This window comes from Pseudomonas sivasensis (genome assembly GCF_052938085.1).
In genome coordinates, this window is the sequence record NZ_CP176442.1 from 1,344,309 (window position 1) to 1,366,257 (window position 21,949).

The following is a 21,949-nucleotide window of genomic DNA, read 5'->3' on the forward strand; positions in this document are numbered from 1 at the left end:
TCTAGTCGCGGGCTTGTTCGGTGCTGGTTGATTGGATATTTAGGCGCCCCTTTACGGGCTGAGGCGGCTTAGAAATGGCTTTGATCGTACAGAAATTTGGAGGCACCTCGGTCGGCTCTGTCGAAAGAATCGAGCAGGTTGCCGACAAGGTTAAGAAATTCCGCGATGCTGGCGACGACCTGGTGGTGGTGCTGTCGGCCATGAGCGGCGAGACCAATCGCTTGATCGAGCTGGCCAAGGCAATCAGTGGCGACCAGCAACCGCTCCCGCGTGAGCTGGACGTGATCGTCTCTACTGGTGAGCAGGTGACCATCGCCTTGCTGGCCATGGCCCTGAACAAGCGTGGCGTTCCTGCGGTGTCCTACACGGGCAGCCAGGTGCGTATCCTCACCGACAGTGCGCACACCAAGGCGCGCATTCTGCAGATCGATGATCAGAAAATTCGCACTGATCTGAAAGCTGGCCGCGTGGTAGTTGTAGCGGGCTTCCAGGGTGTGGATGAACACGGCAACATCACCACCCTCGGGCGTGGTGGTTCGGACACTACCGGCGTGGCTCTGGCGGCAGCTCTCAAGGCTGATGAGTGCCAGATCTACACCGATGTGGATGGCGTCTACACCACTGACCCGCGTGTCGTTTCCGTGGCCCAGCGTCTGGACAAGATCACCTTCGAAGAGATGCTGGAAATGGCCAGCCTCGGTTCCAAGGTTTTGCAGATCCGCGCGGTGGAGTTCGCCGGCAAGTACAACGTTCCGCTGCGCGTATTGCACAGCTTCAAAGAGGGTCCGGGCACCCTCATTACTATTGATGAAGAGGAATCCATGGAACAGCCGATCATTTCCGGCATCGCTTTCAACCGCGATGAAGCCAAGCTGACGATCCGTGGCGTGCCAGACACCCCGGGCGTGGCCTTCAAGATTCTGGGCCCGATCAGTGATGCGAATGTTGAAGTCGACATGATCGTGCAGAACGTCTCGCACGATAACACCACCGATTTCACGTTCACTGTGCACCGCAACGAGTACGATGCGGCATTGAAAATCCTGGAGAACACCGCGAGCGAGATTGGCGCCCGTGAAGTGGTCGGCGATATCAAGATTGCCAAGGTGTCGATCGTGGGTGTGGGCATGCGTTCCCATGCCGGCGTTGCCAGCCGTATGTTTGGGGCTCTGGCCAAGGAAAGCATCAATATCCAGATGATCTCCACGTCTGAAATCAAAGTCTCGGTAGTGATCGAAGAGAAGTACCTGGAGCTTGCTGTGCGCGCGCTGCATACCGCGTTTGAGCTAGACGCTCCGGCCCGACAGGGCGAGTGATGTAGTGCCAGGAAGGCGCGGTCTACCGCGCCTTTCCTTTTTTTGTAGGGCGCATGGTCTTTTGTGTGCGCTCGACAATACTTAGGTCGTTAGGGCTATGACTCTCGGGTCGTAGGTCGAACGCCTTTTTTTTGCAGACTGTTGTTCCTGAAATGAAATGCGTGAGGAGAAAGGTATGCTGATTCTGACTCGTCGGTGCGCAGAAAGCCTGATTATCGGTGATGGCGAAATCACCGTGACCGTGCTCGGCGTCAAAGGCAATCAAGTACGTATCGGGGTTAATGCTCCGAAAGAGGTAGCGGTCCACCGCGAGGAAATCTACCTGCGGATCAAGAAAGAGAAGGACGAAGAACCAAGCCTTTAATTTTTATCGTTTTTTATGTTTGCAAACGGGGAGGAACGTGGTTAATATACGCCCCGTGTTGCGGAGAGCTGGCCGAGTGGCCGAAGGCGCTCCCCTGCTAAGGGAGTACACCTCAAAAGGGTGTCGGGGGTTCGAATCCCCCGTTCTCCGCCATTATTTGCTTAGTACGTTGCAATCTGGTTTTTTCGGTAAGTTGTTGAAAATTAACGAAAAAATAGCTTTACATAGAGATTGAACGGCCTATAATGCGCGGCAACAAATGCACTCGTAGCTCAGCTGGATAGAGTACTCGGCTACGAACCGAGCGGTCACAGGTTCGAATCCTGTCGAGTGCACCATTTAAGAGTTAGTTGCAGTAATGCGGTTAACTTGGCTTCAACCAGTTGTGATCTGGTCTAAAAACACAATCTGCACTCGTAGCTCAGCTGGATAGAGTACTCGGCTACGAACCGAGCGGTCACAGGTTCGAATCCTGTCGAGTGCACCATACAAACAAAAAGCCCGCCTAGTGCGGGCTTTTTGCCGTCTGGGGTTTGTGTCGGACTTTATCTTTTTCTCCTTCCTTGTGTGTTTTCCCTTCGCGCCGTGGCGTCGCAGTTCTAAGATGCAGCCAATACTCAGCTTTGGCTCGCAAGCGCTTGTTCTTTCCAGTTTTTTGACATTTAAGATGGTCGGTCGGTGTATCATTGCGCCCGTCAGCCCCGCCGGGGCTTGTGGAATACCTCCATGGACTTACCCAGTAGTTACTCAGTACCCCGCTTTACCAATCATGAATTGACTGATTGATCCTTCCGGCGTGCCCCGCTGCTGGGAGTGGAGTTCGCCTATGACCGAAGTAGAAGTAAAGAAAACACAAGAAAGCCTGCAAGATCGCTTGGCTCAAGTCATTGAGCTGCTGCAGCGCCAGCGCGTGGTCGAAGACCTTACGCATCGCCAGGAAGGTCCAAACCACGACCGCGTCGAAAACCTGGTTCACCGGCAAAACCTCGTCGAATTGCAGCGCAAGCTCGATGATCTGCACTCCGCCGACGTTGCCTACATTCTCGAAGCCTTGCCGCTCGATGATCGACTGACCCTCTGGCAGTTGGTCAAGGCCGACCGCGACGGCGACATCCTGCTCGAAGTATCCGATTCTGTTCGTGAAACCCTGATCGCCGACATGGACGATCACGAGCTCCTGGCTGCGGCCAGGGAAATGGACGCCGACGAACTGGCTGACCTGGCCCCTGAGCTGCCCCGTGATGTTGTCCATGAGCTGATGGAGGCACTCGACGGCCAACAGCGTGAGCGCGTGCGCTCCGCGTTGTCCTATGACGAGGACCAGGTCGGCGCGCTGATGGACTTCGAGATGGTCACCATCCGAGAGGATGTCAGCCTTGAAGTGGTGTTGCGTTACCTGCGTCGTTTGAAAGAGCTGCCGAGTCATACCGACAAACTGTTCGTGGTTGACTACGAAGGCATTCTCAAGGGCGTGCTGCCGATCAAGCGGCTGCTGGTCAACGATCCTGAAAAAAGGGTTGCTGACCTGATGGCGAGCGATACCGTCAGTTTTCATCCGGACGAAGACGCCTACGACGCGGCGCAGGCTTTTGAGCGCTACGACTTGATCTCGGCGCCCGTGGTCGACAAGAACGGCAAGCTGATCGGCCGTCTGACCATCGACGAAATCGTCGACCTTATTCGTGAAGAGAGTGAAACCGAAGTCCTCAACATGGCGGGTTTGCGTGAAGAGGAAGATATTTTTGCGTCGGTCTGGCGTTCGCTGCATAACCGCTGGGCCTGGCTGGCGGTGAACCTGATCACGGCATTTATAGCCTCTCGTGTGATTGGGCTTTTTGAGGGGTCTATCGAAAAACTGGTGGCTTTGGCTGCGTTGATGCCGATTGTGGCAGGTATTGGCGGTAACTCCGGTAATCAGACCATTACTATGATCGTACGCGCCATGGCGCTGGATCAGGTGAGTACCGCCAACTCTTCGCGCCTGCTGCGCAAGGAGCTGGCAGTGGGTCTGATCAACGGCCTGGTATGGGGTGGTGTGATTGGTCTGGTGGCTTACTTGCTCTATGGCAGCTGGTCGCTGGGGGTGGTGATGACCGCCGCTATGACGCTCAACTTGCTCCTGGCAGCGCTAATGGGTGTGCTGATCCCCATGACCCTGGCGCGCCTCGGCCGAGATCCAGCCATGGGCGCCAGCGTGATGATCACCGCCATGACCGACAGTGGCGGCTTCTTTATCTTCCTGGGTCTGGCGACGATCTTCCTGCTCTGATCCCTTCCGACGGTGGGGGCAAATTTGCCCCCCAGCCTCGCATTACCTTTCTAAATTCCAGGCAAAAAAAAGCCAGCACATGGCTGGCCTCGGCTTTCAGTTGCAGATCAATTGGCTTCTGCGGCCGCCTCTACGTCGTGCGCGATAAGCGAGACGAGGGCATTTTGCTGGCGATGGGAGAGCTGACGAAAACGCTGCAGCAGTTCGCGTTCATGCAGTGACAGCTCAGGACTATCCAGGCGCATGCTCAACTCGTCACCTAGCGCACCTTCCTGAATAAGGCTCTGTTCCAGGCGCGCGATGATTTCGGAGTTCATGCTGCGGTGATGATTGCGAGCCACCTCGGCAATGCGTTCCCGCATTCCGTCTGGCAGACGTACGACGAACTTGTCAGCCGTACGGCTGGAATAAATTGCCTGTTTCAATGGGCGCATATATTTAACCGGTTAGTTCAGGGGAGCGGTTTCTGGAATTGGCCGCAAGCGATGAGAGTTAAGACAAGACTCACGACCAAAGTTCAACCCGAATTGCAAAGAGGCCGCATCATGCCTCAGATTTGCCAGTTCCTTGGCGTCAATTCTGTGACAAATATTGAACTGCCTAAAGGCTTTATGCCAGCACTGATTTGCATTTTTGCGGACTGGTTGGAAAACTTTTCTGCGAGAGGGACGCTTGACGATCTTCCCGTAGAACGGGCCGCAACGGGGCGTTCGGGCGGCACATCGTATAGCAAAGTGGCCTTTTGCCCCTGCGTTTAAGACTAGTGGCAATTTGCCGATTTACTAGGGCGAGGCGACATAAGGTAGGACGAGGGGGGAGGGGGTCAGCGCAAAACCGGGTCGAATTTGATGCGGCGACCCATAACAAGGGCCAGCAGTAGAATGCAGGCGCAGACACCGCTCGCAATCAGTGCGTTGAGTTGAGTGTCCTGGGATTCGGCACCCAACCCGTAGATGCCAGTGATAGTCGTCAGGCACAGAAAAAGCCAGGCAGTTTTGGTCATGAGCGGTTACCTTAAAAAACCCAGTGTTCGGAGGCCGGTGCGGCCTGAGTGCCTTGAGTCAAGCGTACCGGGGATTGCGCGTTCGGCGTCATGACTGCCAGCTGCGGGCGTTGTTGCAAGTGGTGCGGAACAGCCTGGCTGATCTGTGCTGGGTCATTATCGCCCGCCGACTGAAAATGGAATGTGACCAGCGTAGCCAGAGCGATGGCGTTAAGGGTTAACAAAAGGGCACTGTTCATGGTCATGTTCTCCGCTTAACGCCGTGGCTGAAGGGGTGGTATGGGAGAAGTATTGCAGGTGTCGTGCCAACCTATTAATTCAATAAAATCAATGGTTTAGGTCTTTATAAAGATGTCAAAGGCTTGCAATTTGCAATGCTGGCATTTTGGGGGAGTGCATTTTGCACGATTAGCCTGAGTGCCCGTATTTGCGGGTCGAAACCGCGACCTCCGGGGCGCGGATCCTCCTACACTCAAAAAGCCCACGGACGACATGACAAAACCTAACTCGGCCGTTAACATGCACGCCGTCCGTCGCAATGCCCTTGGCCCGACGGCTGTCATTTGTCCCAGTAGCTCAATTGGATAGAGCATCCCCCTCCTAAGGGGAAGGTTGGCCGTTCGAACCGGCCCTGGGACACCAGTTCCAAAGCCCCGCACAGACTATTCTGGGCGGGGCTTTTTTGTGCGTGCTCGGTCTTTTCAAACAACAATCGAACCTTGCCGCCGATCAATGTTCACAGCAGGTGCTGTCGGGTATTTTTCGCGATGGTGTACCTCTTACGACGCCCCGTGTCGTCTGAGCTGTTCAAGCAAATTAATCCCCGGAAACAGCTCATACCGCCTGTCCGGAACCGGCCACCCAGGACTATCATGCCGATAGCCCTGTCTCTCACTGCAAGGAGCCGCTCGGAACGCCGATGCGTCAGATCTGGAAATCTTTTCGAGCCCTTTATTTCGCGTCCTTGATGATGCTGATCGGCTCTGGCCTGCTCAGTACCTACCTGGCCTTGCGTCTGGCGGCCGACCATGTCGACAGCCTATGGGTGGGTGCGCTGATGGCGGCCAACTACTTTGGCCTGGTTTTGGGCGGCAAGATCGGGCACCGCTTGATTGCGAGAGTCGGGCACATCCGTGCCTATGCCACCTGCGCCGGTATCGTCGGCGCGGCGGTGCTGGGCCATGGCCTGATCGACTGGTTGCCGGCCTGGATCGTGCTGCGGATGATCGTCGGCCTCGGAATGATGTGCCAGTACATGGTCATCGAGAGCTGGCTCAATGAGCAGGCGGATGCCAAGCAGAGGGGCGTGGTATTCAGCGGCTATATGATCGCGTCCTACCTTGGGCTGGTGCTGGGTCAATTGATCCTGGTCATGCATCCCCAGCTTGGCCTTGAGTTGCTGATGCTGGTAGCGCTGTGCTTTGCCCTGTGCCTGGTGCCGGTGGCCATGACTCGACGTATTCACCCGGCGGCCTTACACCCCGCGCCGATGGAGCCGCGTTTCTTTATCAAGCGCGTGCCCCAGTCGCTGAGTACAGTGTTGGGTGCGGGGTTGATTGTCGGTTCGTTTTACGGTTTGGCGCCGCTTTATGCGTCCCAGCAGGGGCTCACGACGGAGCAAGTCGGCCTGTTCATGGGTAGCTGCATTTTTGCCGGACTGCTGGTGCAGTGGCCTCTGGGCTGGTTGTCGGATCGTTATGATAGGGCGCTGTTGATTCGTTGTTTTGCCTTGTGCCTGGCGGTAGCGGCCTTGCCGCTGGCGATCATGACTCAGGTGCCGCTGGAAGTGCTGTTTGTCGCGGGCTTCCTGTGTTCGCTGGTGCAGTTCTGTCTGTACCCGCTGGCGGTGGCGTTTTCCAATGACCATGTGGAAGGCGATCGTCGAGTATCGCTGACCGCCATGCTGCTGGTGACTTATGGCGTTGGTGCGAGTATCGGGCCGTTGCTGGCAGGCGTGATCATGAAGATGTTCGGCAGCCAAATGCTGTATGCCTTCTTCAGTCTGTGTGCGTTGATCCTGGTATGGCGCATCCGGCCGAAGGCGGTGACCAATTTGCATCAAGTGGAGGACGCCCCCCTGCATCACGTGGCGATGCCCGACAGCATGTCGAGTTCGCCGCTGGTGGCCGCGCTTGATCCACGGGTCGATGAGCAAGTGGTGCAGGAGCAGATGCAGAATGTCCCTGATCCTGAGCCTGAGCCGGAAACTGATCCCCAGCCGCCAGTAGATGAGCCAGCCTTTGTCGGTCCGCCGGAACCTCTGGGGCCGGAAGAGCATCCGCATGACTTGAGCAGGGCGCGCCCCTGAAAGCAAAAACGGGCAGATCCCCAAAGGATCTGCCCGTTTTTTTGCCGCGATCTTTAATGATTAAAAATCGTCGTCCTTGTCGAAGCGCCGCGCTTCTCGCTGCAGTTGATACACAAAACGTTCGACTTGGCGCTGCACCAGGCCACTCATATTGTGGAAGCGCACGCCGGCAAAGGTGGTGTTTATCTTCTCTTCGAAGTGCAGGTAACGCAGCTCGACCGAAGTGGTCATGCTGCCAAACGGCAGGGCGGCGATAAAGCGGTCGTAGACCTGGCCCAGTTGCAAGCGTTCGGAGATGTCGCCTTCAAAGCGCAGTTTGCAGCCGGTGGCGGAGATATCGAGCAATTTGCCGTTGACCGGCGCCTTGAGTTTTTCGCCGCCGAGCTCGATGTTCACCAGTTGTGCCAGCTTCAGCGCGGCGCGAAATGCATTGCGGCGCTGATGGTAGACCACCTCGTCCGGCAGGCTGCCGGTGTAGATACGGTGGCCATCTTTTTCGCTGATTTTGAGGTTGCCGGTGCTTTCCCAGGCGACGCGCACGCCGTCGTGGAAGCCTTCGATACGGAAGGGTTCGCCGTTTTCGAGGTGGCGTTCGCCATCACGGGGGATCATTTCGTCCAGCGCCAGCGTGCTGCTGTCACGGTTGACGTCCACCAGATAGCTCTGGAAGCGCTGGCTGCGCTCATGGAAGGTGATGATCAGCGGGTCATGGCTGTCTTGCAGCATCCGCAAGGTGCCTGCGATTTCCAGAGGCGTGGTGAGCACCTTGGGTGGCTGCGGCGCATCTTCCGCATTAAGGGCGTTGAACACGGTTCTTCCATCTCCAGACAAAATACGACTACACGCAAGAACCGGCATTTTGCCAGCATGTGGCGCGCCTTGGATAGGGCGCACAGTAAACTGGCGTCAGGCTTGGCTGCGGGTGCTTGGCTTGACCAGGCGCGAGGTTGATCCCTGGGCGTTATACAGTGCCGGCGGCTCTCCGCCGTGGAGTATGCGCAACTGGTTGGCAGTCGTGGCTTGCTGAAGCTGGATCGACTGACCGTTAAGCAGGTTGGCTTCCTGGCACTGGGCGAGCAATTGGTTGAGTTCTTTGCTCTGGCTCAGGAGCTGATCGCCGACCGAGGAGTGGCTGGCCAGTTGCGCCAAGCCGTCGTGGTCTGCCGGCAGGCCAAGGCTGATCAGGATCTGGCTGCGTTTTTTGCCGTGCTGTTCCAAGAGGACAATCAGCGACTGTTTGCGCGCCAGAATTTCTTCCAGCAACGGCATATCCCGGCCGTAAAGGGCCAGTGATTCCTCTCTTAGCAGCTCCAGCAATTGTTGCGTCGGCGCTAGATCATCAATGATCAGTTGCAGCAAATGTTCGTCGTGATGCATGGCTGGCCTTGGGTTTTAAGCGTCCAAAAGCCCTGCGCAGGCCTTTGCCTAGCGCTCGGCTTCGAAATTAAGCAGCTTGCTGGCTACACGGTTGCTGTCGACTTTATAGCTGCCATCGGCGATTGCCTGTTTCAATTCGGCCACACGGGCTTTATTGACCACGGGTTGATCGCGCAGCGAGTCAGTGACCTTCTGCAACTGTTGAGCCTCATTGCTCAGGTGTACGGATTCCCCGCTCTGGCTGGCCTGTTCTGCCTTGACGGGCAGCGCCGGGGCCTTGGCTTCTACGCTGTCCTTGGTGCTGGTGGTGCGCGTAGTGCCTGACGTCGTCGGGGAGTTATTCAAACGGCTGAAATCGATGACCATGATAAAAAAACCTCTGGGTATTTGGACGCTTGCCATGTTTTCGGCCATACCCGGACAAACTTTAGGCGCGAATGACAATAAATCTCCGCACGGGACTTCTCGTGCACAGTGTAGGAAAACCCAGCGTCCTGTACCAGTAATCTATAAAGCGACCTCGACTTGCCCTGGGGCTGTCACCCGCGCCTTGATCACGCGGTTGGAGTTGAGGTTCTTGACTCGAATCTGTTCGCTCATGCCGCCGTTGGACAGTGCTTCGCCAGGCATTTTCACATTCAATCCTCCGCTGCTCGCGGAAATCACCACCTGATCGCCCTTGCGAATGACCTCGGCCTGTTCCAGATGCACCAGCGTAATCACCTGATCGGTGACCACTGGTCGGGTCAATTTCTGCCCGATGGCCTGGTCCACTGATGTGAGATAGCCCTGGTTGATCAGGCTGATGTCGCGTTCACGCAGCACAACGTCTTCAAAACCAATGATACCGGTGCGTTTCAGCGGTCGGGCCACCACCACTACATCGCGGAATAGCTTGACCTGTGCCGGCACAAACACCGTCCAGGGCGAGGCGCCATCGCAGCGCACCCGCACCGTCACGCGGCCGATAGGCTGGGCAGGGCTTTCCAGGGTCGCTGTCAATTCCTTGTCGCACATAGGCATGCGCAGGCGCGGGTCCAACTGGTTGACCTGGATTTCATAACGGCCCGGTGTCTGGGTGGTCGCCAGATAATCTTCTACAGTGAACTCAAGAAAGCCCTGAGTGACGCCGATAAGTAGATCAGGCAAGGTGACGTTATCTGCGCGGGCCGTGGCGCCGAGGCAGGAAGCAAGCAATGCCACCGAGGCGCAGAGCAATCTGCGGTACTGTGGGAATCGAAGGCGTCGGGAAACTGTCGTTTTAATATCCATGGCCAATAAATAGCAAAGCTCGTGCCGTTTAGTGTTGGGTGCGCGTCGCACCTTCAAGGTTTTAGCGTAGGAGTCTGGGCATGGCAGGAGTAATGGATTCAGTAAACCAGCGCACACAGCTGGTAGGGCAGAATCGCCTGGAGTTGTTGCTTTTTCGCCTGGATGGCAAACAGCTGTACGGCATCAATGTGTTCAAGGTGCGGGAAGTGCTGCAATGTCCCACGCTGACGATCATGCCCAAGTCCAGCCCTGTGGTGTGTGGCGTAGCCAACATCCGTGGCGCGACCATCCCGATTCTTGACCTGGCCCTGGCCACCGGTTCGGCTGGCCTGCAGGACCGCGAGAACCCGTTCGTAATCATCACCGAGTACAACACCAAGACCCAGGGCTTCCTGGTGCGCTCGGTGGAGCGCATCGTCAACATGAACTGGGAAGAGATTCATCCGCCGCCCAAGGGCACTGGCCGCGACCACTACCTCACGGCGGTGACGCGGGTCGATAACCAGTTGGTGGAAATCATCGACGTGGAGAAGATCCTCGCCGAAGTTGCGCCGACCTCGGAATCGATTTCCGTGGGCGTGGTGGATGCCGAAACGGCGCATAAGGCGGTCTCGCTGCGTGTGCTCACGGTGGATGACTCCTCGGTGGCACGCAAGCAGGTGACCCGTTGCCTGCAAACCGTCGGCGTGGAAGTGGTGGCGCTTAATGATGGTCGCCAGGCGCTGGATTACCTGCGCAAGCTGGTGGATGAAGGCAAGAAACCGGAAGAAGAATTCTTGATGATGATCTCCGACATCGAGATGCCGGAAATGGACGGCTACACCCTCACGGCTGAGATACGCAGCGATCCACGCATGCAAAAATTGCATATCATCCTGCATACTTCGTTGTCGGGCGTATTCAATCAGGCGATGGTCAAGAAGGTCGGTGCCGATGACTTCCTGGCCAAATTCCGTCCTGATGACCTGGCATCCCGGGTAGTCGACCGGATCAAGGCAGCAGATCACAGCTAAGGGCTTGTTGCCCTGGCGGTCTTACGATTTTAGAGGCGGTATCAGTGTCTACGGGTAATTTGGATTTTGAACAGTTCCGGGTCTTCCTGGAAAAAGCCTGTGGCATATTGCTCGGTGAAAACAAGCAATACCTGGTATCCAGCCGTCTTAACAAACTGATGGAGCAGCAGGGCATCAAGTCCCTGGGCGAGTTGGTTCAACGGATCCAGGGGCAGCCGCGCAGTGGTCTCAAAGAAATGGTGGTCGATGCCATGACCACCAACGAAACCCTTTGGTTTCGTGATACTTACCCCTTTGAAGTGCTCAAGAGCAAAGTGCTGCCGGAGGCTATCAAGGCCAGCCCGGGCCAGCGTTTGCGCATCTGGTCGGCAGCCTGCTCCTCGGGGCAGGAACCGTACTCTATCTCGATGTCCATTGATGAGTTCGAGCGGACAAACATGGGTCAGTTGAAGGCCGGGGCACAAATTGTTGCCACTGACCTGTCCGGCACCATGCTCACTAATTGCAAGACCGGCGAGTACGACAGCCTGGCTCTGGGACGTGGGTTGTCCCAGGAACGCCTGCAACGTTACTTCGACCCGAAAGGGGCGGGGCGTTGGGCGATCAAGGCGCCAATCAAGAGCCGCGTTGAGTTCCGCTCGTTCAACCTGCTTGATAGCTACGCCAGCCTTGGCAAGTTCGACATGGTGTTTTGCCGCAACGTGCTGATCTACTTTTCGGCCGAAGTGAAGAAAGACATCCTCTTGCGCATCCACGGCACCCTCAAGCGTGGCGGTTACTTGTTCCTCGGTGCTTCCGAGGCGCTCAATGGCCTGCCGGATCATTTCCAGATGGTGCAGTGCAGCCCTGGGATCATCTACCAGGCCAAGTAATAAAGCGTACGCGGTCAAGAATGTGGGAGGGGGCTTGCCCCCGATAACGGTGGTTCAGTTGATGCATCTATCACTGATACACCGCTATCGGGGGCAAGCCCCCTCCCACATTTTTTTTGTGCGGCAATCCTCAGGATAGCGGCAAGCCGGATTGCCGCTTTACTGGCGCTACGCGGAGACCCGTTGCCGCTTTTCTGGCATTGCCGCCGGCAATATTCCCGTAAACCCTTGATTCATGGGCTTTTCAGAAACTGGCATGCGCTTTGCTATAACCCAGTTAACGAACAGCAGGTCAGCCTAAAGGTTTCCGCCATGAGCATCAGCTTCGATAAAGCGCTCGGTATCCACGAAAAAGCCCTGGGCTTCCGCGCCCAGCGTGCTGAAGTCCTGGCCAACAACATTGCCAACGCCGATACCCCGAACTACAAGGCTCGGGACCTGGACTTCTCCGCCGTGCTTGCCGCACAGCAGGACAAGACCAAGAACGGCACCTTCGCCTTGAACATGACCAACAACCGTCATATCGAAGCACAAGGTCTGAGCAGTGGTGACGAGTCGCTGCTGTATCGCACGCCGATGCAGCCGTCGATCGACCAGAACACCGTCGACGCCCAGCTGGAGCAATCGGCCTACGCCGAGAACTCGGTGAACTTCCAAGCCAGCTTTACGCTGCTCAACAGCAAATTCAAAGGGCTGATGTCGGCCCTTCGTGGAGAGTAAGCCATGTCCCTGTCCAGTGTTTTCAATATTGCCGGTAGTGGCATGAGCGCCCAGACCACGCGTCTCAACACCGTCGCCAGTAACATCGCCAACGCCGAGACTGTGTCTTCGAGCATTGACCAGACCTACCGTGCGCGTCACCCGGTCTTCGCCACCATGTTCCAGGGCGGCCAGAACGGCGGCAGCGATTCGTTGTTTCAGGAGCAGGGCGCAGCAGGCTCTGGCGTGCAGGTGCTCGGCGTGGTCGAAGACCAGAGCAACCTCGAAGCCCGCTACGAGCCGAACCACCCGGCTGCGAACGAAAAAGGCTACGTGTACTACCCGAACGTCAACGTGGTCGAGGAAATGGCCGACATGATTTCCGCCAGCCGCTCGTTCCAGACCAATGCGGAAATGATGAACACCGCCAAAACCATGATGCAGAAGGTCCTGACCCTGGGTCAGTGATAAGGGGCGCCAAATAATGGCCATCGTTGATACGTCTACTAATTCGGCAGTCCAGGACCTTTTCAATTCCAAGGTCAGCACTGCAACAAACAATGTCGCGAGTACGGCTGCTGCTGCTACCGGCAATCAGTCGTTGGGTAAAGATGCATTCCTGCAGCTGCTCGTCACCCAGCTGAAAAACCAGGACCCGCTGTCGCCTCAGGACAACGGTGCATTTGTGGCCCAACTGGCCCAGTTCAGCAGCCTGGAAGGCATCAACACCCTCAACGACTCGGTGAATGCAATTTCCAGCAACTTCAGCTCCTCCCAGGCGCTGCAGGCTTCGTCGCTGGTTGGGCGTTCGATCATCACCCAGACCGACAAGGCCCTGGTGGATACGAGCAAGAGCATGAACGGTTCGGTAGCTGTGACTGCAGCCACCGGCAACGTCGCCATCAAGATCACAGACAAAGATGGCAACTTGGTGCGCACCATTGATATGGGTGCCCAGAGCGCAGGCACCGCGAGCTTCATCTGGGATGGCAAGAACGATGCGGGTGAGGTGGCTCCGGCGGGCACCTACACCTTCGCGGCCACGACCAAGAATGACGCGGGCGATTCAGTGGCCCTGGCCACTTCGTTGCCGGCAACGGTGACCAGCGTGACTTTGAGCAAGACCGGTGGCGAGATGCTGCTGAACCTTGCGGGTGGCATGGGCAGCGTCAAGCTGTCGCAAATTCAGACTATCGGTACATAGAGCCGGCTAACTACGGCAGAGGGAGAGAAACATGTCTTTTAATATCGGCCTTAGCGGCCTCTATGCGGCCAACAAACAATTGGACGTGACTGGCAACAACATCGCCAACGTCGCGACCACTGGCTTCAAGTCGTCCCGTGCGGAATTCGCCGACATCTACGCCGCGTCCAAATTGGGCACCGGCCAGAACAGCATCGGCAATGGTGTGAACCTGGCGGCGGTGTCCCAGCAGTTCACCCAAGGTGACGTCAACAACAGCGGCGGCGTGCTGGACATGGCGATCCAGGGCGGTGGCTTCTTCGTGCAGAAGGGCAGCGACGGTTCGCTGGAATACACCCGTAGTGGTGCGTTCCGTGCCGACAAAGACGGCTATATCACCAACAACACCGGCACCTCGCGCCTGCAAGGCTACGCAGCGGATGAAGACGGCAAGATCATCAAGGGTGGCTTGACCGACCTGCAACTGAACTTGTCTTACCTGCCGCCGAAGGCGTCCACCAAAGTGGATTCCACCAGTAACCTGAACTCGTCGGAGCCGGTGATCAATCAGACCGACAAGCCGTTCAACCCAAGCGACACCACCACCTTTACCACTCAGTACAGCACCACCTTGTACGACTCCCAAGGCAACTCGCACGCCATGGTGCAGTACATGGTGAAAACCGACGCCAACGAATGGAATGCCTACACGTTGATCGATGGTCGTAACCTGGATGGTTCCAAGCCGACAACGACCGGCACCACTGCACCTGTGCCATCGACCATCACTTTTGATGGTGCCGGTAAGCTTAAAGATGTTGTTACCGGTGGCGTGAGCAGCAAGACATTGACGCTCACTGGCTGGGTCCCAGGATCGGTGACCGATGGCAATTGGACGCCAAACGAAGCGACCGCCGGGCCAATTGCCGTGAATATGGGCAATATCACCCAGTACAACTCTGCCAGCTACCGCAACCCACCGACTACCGACGGCTACGCCACCGGCCAGATCACCGGCCTGAAAATCGACGGCAACGGCGTCATGTTCGCCACGTTCAGCAACCAGCAGAGCAAGGCCATTGGCCAGATCTCCCTGGCCAGCTTCAACAACGAACAGGGCCTGCAGCCTGCGGGCAGTACCGCTTGGAGAGAGACCTTCTCCTCGGGCCAGCCGGGTTACGACACCCCGCAATCCGGGACCCTGGGTTCGATTGTGGCCAACTCCCTGGAGAACTCCAACGTCAACCTGACCAACGAGCTGGTAGACCTGATCAAGGCCCAGAGCAACTATCAGGCGAACGCCAAGACCATCTCCACCCAGAGCACCATCATGCAGACCATCATTCAGATGACCTGATGCGGTAATGCTCCACAAGAAGCCCCTCGTGAGAGGGGCTTTTTTGTGGATGTAAGAAAAGTGTGTTTGAAACGGTCCCCACGGGTGAGAGCGATCAAACCGCAGGCAAAAGAAAACCCCCGACCAGCCCAGAGGGTTGATCGGGGGTTTCGAGTAAGCGCTATTGGGCGCTTACCTGCTCAGCTTATTGGCAAGCTTCGCAATCCGGCTCATCAATCGCGCAGGCCTTTGGCACGGGTGCCGGACCGGCTGGAGCAGCGAGTACCGAGTCATCACCATGGTTGCCGCTGGATACAGCGTTCAGCTTACCGGTGTTGATGGTCGACTTCTCGGTGCTGGTTGCGGCCAGGGCACGGAGGTAGTAAGTGGTTTTCAGGCCACGGTACCAAGCCATGCGGTAGGTCACGTCCAGCTTCTTGCCCGAAGCGCCAGCGATGTACAGGTTCAGGGACTGAGCCTGGTCGATCCACTTCTGACGACGGCTAGCGGCGTCAACGATCCACTTGGTGTCCACTTCGAAGGCGGTCGCATAGAGCTCTTTGAGTTCTTGCGGGATGCGCTCGATCTGCTGCACGGAACCGTCGTAGTACTTCAGGTCGTTGATCATGACCGAGTCCCACAGGTCGCGAGCCTTGAGGTCGCGAACCAGGTACGGATTGATCACGGTGAATTCGCCCGACAGGTTCGATTTCACATACAGGTTCTGGTAGGTCGGTTCGATCGACTGGGACACGCCGGTGATGTTGGCGATGGTCGCGGTCGGTGCGATGGCCATGATGTTGGAGTTACGAATACCTTTCTGCACGCGGGCACGTACCGGCGCCCAGTCCAGGGATTCTTCCAGGTCAACATCAATGTACTTCTGGCCACGTTGCTCGATCAGGATCTGTTGCGAGTCCAGCGGCAGGATGCCTTTGGACCACAGCGAACCCTGGAACGTCTCGTAGGCACCGCGCTCGTCGGCCAGGTCGCAGGACGCCTGGATCGCGTAGTAGCTGACCGCTTCCATGGACTTGTCGGCGAACTCGACCGCTGCATCCGAACCGTAAGGAATGTGCTGCAGGTACAGCGCGTCCTGGAAGCCCATGATGCCCAGGCCAACCGGGCGGTGCTTGAAGTTGGAGTTCTGCGCCTGTGGCACCGAGTAGTAGTTGATGTCGATTACGTTATCGAGCATGCGAACTGCGGTGTTGACGGTGCGCTCCAGCTTGGCAGTGTCCAGCTTGCCGTTGACGATGTGGTTCGGCAGGTTGATCGAACCCAGGTTGCAAACGGCGATCTCGTCCTTGTTGGTGTTCAAGGTGATCTCGGTGCACAGGTTCGAGCTGTGAACCACGCCCACGTGCTGCTGCGGGCTGCGCAGGTTGCATGGGTCCTTGAAGGTCAGCCATGGGTGGCCGGTTTCGAACAGCATGGACAGCATCTTGCGCCACAGGTCTTTGGCCTGGATGGTCTTGAACAGCTTGATCTTGCCTGGGTACTGGGACAGGGCTTCGTAATACTCGTAGCGTTCTTCGAAAGCCTTGCCGGTCAGGTCGTGCAGGTCCGGCACTTCGGATGGCGAGAACAGGGTCCACGGGCCGTCATCGAAGACACGCTTCATGAACAGGTCAGGGATCCAGTTGGCGGTGTTCATGTCGTGGGTACGACGACGATCATCACCTGTGTTCTTGCGCAGCTCGATGAACTCTTCAATGTCCATGTGCCAGGTTTCCAGGTAGGCACACACAGCGCCTTTGCGCTTGCCGCCCTGGTTGACCGCTACCGCGGTGTCGTTCACGACTTTCAGGAACGGTACGACGCCCTGGGACTTGCCGTTGGTGCCCTTGATGTACGAACCCAAGGCCCGCACCGGCGTCCAGTCGTTGCCCAGGCCGCCTGCGAATTTGGACAACATGGCGTTGTCGTGGATCGCGTGGTAGATGCCCGACAGGTCATCCGGCACGGTGGTCAGGTAGCAGCTCGACAGCTGTGGACGCAGGGTGCCGGCGTTGAACAGCGTCGGGGTCGACGACATGTAGTCGAAGGACGACAGCAGGTTGTAGAACTCGATCGCACGGTCTTCTTTGTGTTTCTCTTCGATCGCCAGGCCCATGGCCACGCGCATGAAGAACACTTGCGGCAGTTCGAAGCGGATACCGTCCTTGTGGATGAAGTAACGGTCGTACAGGGTTTGCAGGCCCAGGTAAGTGAACTGCTGGTCGCGCTCGTGATTGATCGCCTTGCCGAGTTTTTCCAGGTCGAAAGTGGCCAGGATTGGGTTCAGCAATTCGAACTCGATACCCTTGGCGACGTAGGCAGGCAGGGCCTTGGCATACAGGTCGGCCATTTCGTGGTGGGTGGCGCTGTCGGCCACGCCCAGGAAGCCCAGGCCTTCGGCACGCAGGGTGTCCATCAGCAGGCGCGCGGTCACGAACGAGTAGTTCGGCTCGCGTTCAACCAGGGTACGGGCGGTCATCACCAGGGCGGTGTTGACGTCGGTCAGGGCCACGCCGTCGTACAGGTTCTTCAGGGTTTCGCGCTGGATCAGGTCACCGTCGACTTCTTCCAGGCCTTCGCAGGCCTCGGTGATGATGGTGTTCAGGCGGCCCAGGTCCAGCGGTGCAAACGTACCATCGGCCAGGGTGATACGGATCGACGGGTGAGCTTGTACGGCGGCTTCTTCGGCCGGGGAGCGCACGGCGCGCTCTTTGGAGCGGGCGTCACGGTAGATCACGTAGTCGCGCGCAACTTTTTGCTCGCCGGCACGCATCAGGGCCAGTTCGACCTGGTCCTGGATTTCTTCGATGTGGATAGTGCCGCCCGACGGCATACGACGTTTGAAGGTCGCGGTGACTTGTTCGGTCAGGCGGGCAACGGTGTCGTGGATGCGCGACGAAGCGGCAGCGGTGCCGCCTTCAACTGCAAGAAACGCTTTGGTGATAGCGACGGTGATTTTGTCATCGGTGTAAGGAACGACAGTGCCGTTACGCTTGATCACGCGCAGTTGCCCTGGTGCAGTGGCGGACAGATCCATATTCGAATCTGCTGCCAGCGGCACGGAGCCCTGCGGGTTCTCGCGAGTTGTGTCGGTTTGCATGGGGGGTTGTCTCCACATTCTATATTTATTTGGGCACCATCACGGTGCCCACCGTTCCGTCCTGAAGCACTTACAGCAGGCGTTGGCCTGGCATAACAACTTCGGGACAGGAGGAAGGGGGGCTGTTCGCGCCGCTTCCATGCCGAAGTCTTCGGTTCGGGGCTTTAATGCCCTTGGCCGTATTCCTGGTGGGTGACAGTTGCCAGGTTCAAGCACTGCAACACCCGTACCGTTTTCTGCTATTGGAGCTTGAAAACGGCTGCCATCCGCTTGAGCGGTTTGGGCTTTCAAAAAATGCTTGGGTTCGACCAAACAGGAGCAAGAAAGGGCTTGAGTTTCTTGTCTGACTTGTGTTGGGTCTTTTCGCTCAAAACCCTACATGTAGGGTTTTTTTAGCGCCGAGGTACAAGATAATGCGTTTTGGGGGGCTTAGCAACGCACGACCTGTGGATAACGCTGTGGGTAAAATGTGTATGAAACGTGGAACGCCCGTGTAGGCCGCAGTACTGCTGGATTCGGCCGTTTGTCACCGAATATTCCAATATAAAAACAGCCGGTTGGATTTTTGAGGGCGCGAACCCTACCACAAAAAAACGCGATCACCGAATGGATTTACCGGCTTGTGTTCCAGGGTTGGGGCATGGCTACAATCGGCCTTCAATAGAGGCAGTATTGTGCTTCCCGTACATGACAATAATTAGAATCGAGGTAGCGCATGGAGCAAGAAGCCTGGCAAATCCTGATCGTCGAGGACGACGAGCGATTGGCCGAATTGACCCGTGAGTACCTGGAAAGCAACGGCCTGCGTGTTTCGGTTGAAGGCGATGGCGCCCAGGCCGCAGCGCGTATCATCGCCGAGCAACCAGACCTGGTGATCCTCGACCTGATGCTGCCCGGCGAAGATGGCCTGAGCATCTGCCGCAAGGTGCGCGAGCGCTACGAGGGCGTGATCCTCATGCTTACCGCGCGCACCGACGACATGGACCAGGTGCTGGGCCTGGACATGGGCGCCGACGACTACGTATGCAAACCCGTGCGCCCCCGGCTGTTGCTGGCGCGTATCCAGGCGCTGCTGCGGCGCAGTGAGCCCGCCGAATCCGCAACGGTAGAAAACCAGCGCCGCCTGGAATTCGGCCCGTTGGTGGTAGACAACGCCCTGCGCGAAGCCTGGCTGCACGACGGCAGTATCGAACTTACCAGCGCTGAATTTGACCTGCTGTGGCTGCTGGTGGCGAATGCCGGGCGCATCCTGTCCCGCGAAGAAATCTTTATCGCCCTGCGCGGTATCGGCTATGACGGCCAAGACCGGTCCATCGATGTACGCATCTCACGAATTCGCCCGAAAATCGGCGACGATCCGATCCATCCGCGTCTGATCAAGACCATTCGTAGCAAAGGCTACTTATTCGTCCCTGAAGCCGCCGCCGATATGTCGCTGTGAACTCGATCTTCCTGCGTATCTACGGCGGCATGTGCGCGGCGCTGATCCTGGTCGCGCTGTTGGGCGTACTGGCCTTGCACCTGCTTAACGAGGTGCGCAGCGGCCAATACCGCGAGCGCCTCGCCCATGGCACCTTTGCCTTGATGGGCGACAACCTGCAACCCATGAGCGCTATCGAACGCCAACGTGCCTTGGCGGTGTGGGAGCGCTTGCTGGGGATCCCCCTGGAACTGCGCAGCCTCACCGACGCACAGTTGGACCTCAGCCAGCGCAACAGCCTGCAACGCGGCCAGGTTCTGGTGCAGCAGACCGGCCCTCACGCCGCCCGTGTTCTGCGCCTGGTCAGCGATAAAGAGCAATGGGTGCTGACGGGCGAGGTGCAGCAGATCAGCGAACAACTGGCCCGTGCGACCATTTACCTGCTGGCTGACGAATTGGTGCGCTTCCCCGTGGCCGAGCAGCCGCAAAGGTTGGCGGATATAAAAGAAGCCAAGGGCTTTGGGTTCGAAATGCACCTGATGACCCTCGACCAGGCAGATATGGACGACGACCAGCGCCGCCGCGTGTCGGAGGGCGATACGGTGATGGCCCTGGGCAAGGGGGGCGACTCGATCCGCGTGTTCTCCGGCATTGTCGGTACGCCCTGGGTGCTGGAACTCGGTCCGCTGTATCAAATGAACCCGTACCCGGTGCAGTGGCTGGTCCTGATTGCTTTGATTGGCCTGACCTTGATCGGCTTGATCGTCTATCTGCTGGTGCGTCAGCTTGAGCGCCGGCTGCGTGGCCTGGAGGCGGCCGCGACACGCATTGCCAAGGGGAATCTGGAAGTGCGCGTGCCGGCCCGGGGAGCGGACTCGGTGGGTCGCCTCGCCGCGGCCTTCAATGGCATGGCCGAGCACTTGCAGCAATTGCTGGCGATCCAGCGCGAACTGGTACGTGCGGTGTCCCACGAACTGCGCACGCCGGTAGCGCGCCTGCGCTTCGGATTGGAGATGATCGGCGACGCTGCTACCCCAGAGGCCCGGCGCAAGTACCTGGAAGGCATGGACAGCGATATCCAGGACCTCGATGGCCTGGTGGATGAAATGCTCACCTACGCAAGGCTGGAGCAGGGCGCACCCGAGCTGAGTTTTCAGCGAGTGGACCTTGATGCGTTGCTTGATCAGGTGATTGGCGAATTATCGCCACTGCGCCCACAGGTGACTGTGGCGCGGGGTATCTGCTTGTCATCGGCCCACTGGGATAACGCCTGGGTCGACGCCGAACCCCGCTATTTACACCGTGCCCTGCAAAATCTGGTGAGCAATGCCATGCGCCACGCGCAGAGCCAAGTGCTGATCAGTTATCAGGTGGGTCAGGTGCGCTGTCGAATCGATGTCGAGGACGATGGCCCCGGTGTGCCGGAAAACGCCTGGGAGCGTATTTTTACACCCTTCCTGCGGCTCGACGACAGCCGCACCCGAGCGTCCGGGGGCCATGGCCTGGGCTTATCGATTGTACGGCGGATTATCTATTGGCACGGCGGGCGCGCATTGATCAGCAAGAGCAACAACCTGGGTGGGGCGTGTTTCAGTTTGAGTTGGCCGAGGGGGCAGGATAAAACCTGACCTATCAGGCGCTGATGCTCACCAGGCTCAAGAGCTGCCCATCATTCACCGCAAACTGCCCAACCAACTCTTTGCCATGGCACCACTCATCCGACAAGTCAGTCAGCAGCCGCAGCTTTATATGCCCGGCCTCGGTCCACTCCACCACCTCGGCATGCTCAAAGTAGAAGCGCTTGTGCACAATCGGGTAAAGCGCCTTGAACAGGCTCTCTTTGACCGAAAAAGTCAGCGTCACCAGCAGGGCAATCTGCTCTCGCGCCACACCGCCCATACGCTGCAGCTCGTCGGCTGTCAGAATTTCCCCGGCCAGACGCTCCGCGCGCTCCAGCGTGAGTACATTTTCCAGGTCCATCCCCAACCCGCGCCATTGCGCCTTGTACCCGACAATCGCCGCGGCATGCCCGGTGCTGTGTGTGATCGAGCCACTGATGTGCGCGGGCCAGACCGGCGCACGGTCTTCGCCGATAGCCGGGATGCAGTCAAGCTGATCGAGGTGTTGCAGAGCGGCGCGGGCGCACAGGCGACCGGCCAGAAACTCGGCTTGGCGCTTGGCCACTGAGCGCTGGATGCTCGCCGGTGCCGGCACTGCGCAGCGTTGGAAATCACCGGCTGCCAACAATGCCGGGTTGAAGTGAGTGCCGAGAAACACTGTTCCCGGTAATGGTTCGGGCAGTGGCCAATGGGCGTCGAGTGGTGTGCAGCAAGCGGGCAGAAGATTCATGGGCGGTATTTTGCCGAGTTGAGGCGCCAGAGGATAGCCCGCGGCGGCGCACCGCCTGTTCAGGGGGA

Annotated in this window: 21 protein-coding genes and 4 tRNA genes; 16 read left to right on the forward strand and 9 right to left on the reverse strand. The window is 57.8% G+C overall.

Annotation, left to right across the window (positions count from 1 at the left end; translation table 11 throughout):
• Window positions 1–74 precede the first annotated feature (74 nt).
• The 6 genes from ACKZ62_RS06340 (at window position 75) to mgtE (ending at window position 3,949) form a co-directional block, all read left to right on the forward strand.
• Window positions 75–1,316, forward strand: coding sequence for an aspartate kinase (locus ACKZ62_RS06340; protein WP_032886761.1), 1,242 nt, complete (start codon window positions 75–77; stop codon window positions 1,314–1,316).
• Between the two features lie 175 nt (window positions 1,317–1,491).
• Entirely contained in the window at window positions 1,492–1,680 is a 189-nt protein-coding gene (gene csrA, locus ACKZ62_RS06345; RefSeq protein WP_003175645.1) for a carbon storage regulator CsrA, read from the forward strand.
• Window positions 1,681–1,742: 62 nt separating this feature from the next.
• Window positions 1,743–1,833: transfer RNA gene (locus tag ACKZ62_RS06350), tRNA-Ser, on the forward strand.
• Between the two features lie 108 nt (window positions 1,834–1,941).
• Window positions 1,942–2,018 (forward strand) — tRNA-Arg (locus tag ACKZ62_RS06355).
• Window positions 2,019–2,090: 72 nt separating this feature from the next.
• A tRNA-Arg gene (locus ACKZ62_RS06360) sits at window positions 2,091–2,167 on the forward strand.
• A gap of 339 nt (window positions 2,168–2,506) precedes the next feature.
• A complete protein-coding gene (gene mgtE / locus ACKZ62_RS06365) occupies window positions 2,507–3,949 on the forward strand; it encodes a magnesium transporter (RefSeq protein ID WP_032886762.1) in 1,443 nt (480 codons plus the stop codon).
• Between the two features lie 107 nt (window positions 3,950–4,056).
• Here mgtE and ACKZ62_RS06370 read toward each other — a convergent pair whose 3' ends face one another.
• From ACKZ62_RS06370 to ACKZ62_RS06380, 3 genes are all read right to left on the reverse strand, one after another.
• Window positions 4,057–4,383 carry an Arc family DNA-binding protein gene (locus ACKZ62_RS06370; RefSeq protein ID WP_003175643.1) on the reverse strand — a complete coding sequence of 109 codons (327 nt, stop codon included), beginning with the start codon at window positions 4,381–4,383 and terminating at the stop codon, window positions 4,057–4,059.
• Window positions 4,384–4,772: 389 nt separating this feature from the next.
• Window positions 4,773–4,952 (reverse strand): PA3371 family protein, encoded by a 180-nt coding sequence (locus tag ACKZ62_RS06375; RefSeq protein WP_442117837.1) that lies wholly within the window; start codon window positions 4,950–4,952, stop codon window positions 4,773–4,775.
• A gap of 11 nt (window positions 4,953–4,963) precedes the next feature.
• Entirely contained in the window at window positions 4,964–5,191 is a 228-nt protein-coding gene (locus tag ACKZ62_RS06380) for a hypothetical protein (RefSeq protein WP_032886764.1), read from the reverse strand.
• A 326-nt stretch (window positions 5,192–5,517) separates the two neighbouring features.
• On the opposite strand from ACKZ62_RS06380, the gene ACKZ62_RS06385 reads away from it, so the two are divergent.
• Both ACKZ62_RS06385 and ACKZ62_RS06390 read left to right on the forward strand, forming a co-directional pair.
• A tRNA-Arg gene (locus ACKZ62_RS06385) sits at window positions 5,518–5,594 on the forward strand.
• A 277-nt stretch (window positions 5,595–5,871) separates the two neighbouring features.
• Complete coding sequence (locus ACKZ62_RS06390) at window positions 5,872–7,260, forward strand: MFS transporter (RefSeq protein WP_095185681.1); 1,389 nt, start codon at window positions 5,872–5,874, stop codon at window positions 7,258–7,260.
• 60 nt (window positions 7,261–7,320) lie between these two features.
• Here the strand turns inward: ACKZ62_RS06390 and ACKZ62_RS06395 are convergent, their stop codons facing one another.
• From ACKZ62_RS06395 to flgA, 4 genes are all read right to left on the reverse strand, one after another.
• Entirely contained in the window at window positions 7,321–8,070 is a 750-nt protein-coding gene (locus ACKZ62_RS06395) for a flagellar brake protein (RefSeq protein WP_032886767.1), read from the reverse strand.
• 96 nt (window positions 8,071–8,166) lie between these two features.
• The gene (locus ACKZ62_RS06400) at window positions 8,167–8,637 is read right to left on the reverse strand and encodes a flagella synthesis protein FlgN (RefSeq protein ID WP_032886768.1); all 471 of its coding nucleotides are present in this window, start codon (window positions 8,635–8,637) and stop codon (window positions 8,167–8,169) included.
• Window positions 8,638–8,685: 48 nt separating this feature from the next.
• Complete coding sequence (gene flgM / locus ACKZ62_RS06405) at window positions 8,686–9,003, reverse strand: flagellar biosynthesis anti-sigma factor FlgM (RefSeq protein WP_447096449.1); 318 nt, start codon at window positions 9,001–9,003, stop codon at window positions 8,686–8,688.
• Between the two features lie 141 nt (window positions 9,004–9,144).
• Complete coding sequence (gene flgA, locus ACKZ62_RS06410; protein WP_032886771.1) at window positions 9,145–9,909, reverse strand: flagellar basal body P-ring formation chaperone FlgA; 765 nt, start codon at window positions 9,907–9,909, stop codon at window positions 9,145–9,147.
• A gap of 80 nt (window positions 9,910–9,989) precedes the next feature.
• Here flgA and ACKZ62_RS06415 point away from each other — a divergent pair, with 80 nt between their 5' ends.
• The 6 genes from ACKZ62_RS06415 (at window position 9,990) to flgE (ending at window position 15,033) form a co-directional block, all read left to right on the forward strand.
• Window positions 9,990–10,922, forward strand: a complete 933-nt coding sequence (locus ACKZ62_RS06415; RefSeq protein WP_447096450.1) for a chemotaxis protein CheV — start codon at window positions 9,990–9,992, stop codon at window positions 10,920–10,922.
• A gap of 44 nt (window positions 10,923–10,966) precedes the next feature.
• Window positions 10,967–11,794: a protein-glutamate O-methyltransferase CheR gene (gene cheR / locus ACKZ62_RS06420; RefSeq protein WP_032886774.1), complete on the forward strand. Its 828-nt coding sequence runs from the start codon at window positions 10,967–10,969 to the stop codon at window positions 11,792–11,794.
• 312 nt (window positions 11,795–12,106) lie between these two features.
• Window positions 12,107–12,514, forward strand: a complete 408-nt coding sequence (gene flgB / locus ACKZ62_RS06425; RefSeq protein ID WP_032886775.1) for a flagellar basal body rod protein FlgB — start codon at window positions 12,107–12,109, stop codon at window positions 12,512–12,514.
• Window positions 12,515–12,517: 3 nt separating this feature from the next.
• Window positions 12,518–12,961: a flagellar basal body rod protein FlgC gene (flgC, locus tag ACKZ62_RS06430; RefSeq protein WP_032886776.1), complete on the forward strand. Its 444-nt coding sequence runs from the start codon at window positions 12,518–12,520 to the stop codon at window positions 12,959–12,961.
• A gap of 16 nt (window positions 12,962–12,977) precedes the next feature.
• Window positions 12,978–13,697 (forward strand): flagellar hook assembly protein FlgD, encoded by a 720-nt coding sequence (flgD, locus tag ACKZ62_RS06435; protein ID WP_032886778.1) that lies wholly within the window; start codon window positions 12,978–12,980, stop codon window positions 13,695–13,697.
• A 31-nt stretch (window positions 13,698–13,728) separates the two neighbouring features.
• On the forward strand, window positions 13,729–15,033 hold the full coding sequence (flgE, locus tag ACKZ62_RS06440) for a flagellar hook protein FlgE (protein ID WP_032886780.1): 1,305 nt from the start codon (window positions 13,729–13,731) through the stop codon (window positions 15,031–15,033).
• A 184-nt stretch (window positions 15,034–15,217) separates the two neighbouring features.
• Here flgE and ACKZ62_RS06445 read toward each other — a convergent pair whose 3' ends face one another.
• A complete protein-coding gene (locus tag ACKZ62_RS06445) occupies window positions 15,218–18,112 on the reverse strand; it encodes a ribonucleoside-diphosphate reductase subunit alpha (protein ID WP_032886782.1) in 2,895 nt (964 codons plus the stop codon).
• A gap of 715 nt (window positions 18,113–18,827) precedes the next feature.
• On the opposite strand from ACKZ62_RS06445, the gene ACKZ62_RS06450 reads away from it, so the two are divergent.
• Both ACKZ62_RS06450 and ACKZ62_RS06455 read left to right on the forward strand, forming a co-directional pair.
• On the forward strand, window positions 18,828–19,553 hold the full coding sequence (locus ACKZ62_RS06450) for a response regulator (protein ID WP_032886784.1): 726 nt from the start codon (window positions 18,828–18,830) through the stop codon (window positions 19,551–19,553).
• Window positions 19,550–21,160, forward strand: coding sequence for an ATP-binding protein (locus ACKZ62_RS06455; protein ID WP_032886785.1), 1,611 nt, complete (start codon window positions 19,550–19,552; stop codon window positions 21,158–21,160). Before ACKZ62_RS06450 ends, ACKZ62_RS06455 begins: the two co-directional genes overlap by 4 nt.
• A gap of 4 nt (window positions 21,161–21,164) precedes the next feature.
• Here ACKZ62_RS06455 and ACKZ62_RS06460 read toward each other — a convergent pair whose 3' ends face one another.
• Window positions 21,165–21,881, reverse strand: coding sequence for a 4'-phosphopantetheinyl transferase family protein (locus ACKZ62_RS06460; RefSeq protein ID WP_447096451.1), 717 nt, complete (start codon window positions 21,879–21,881; stop codon window positions 21,165–21,167).
• Between the last annotated feature and the right edge of the window lie 68 nt (window positions 21,882–21,949).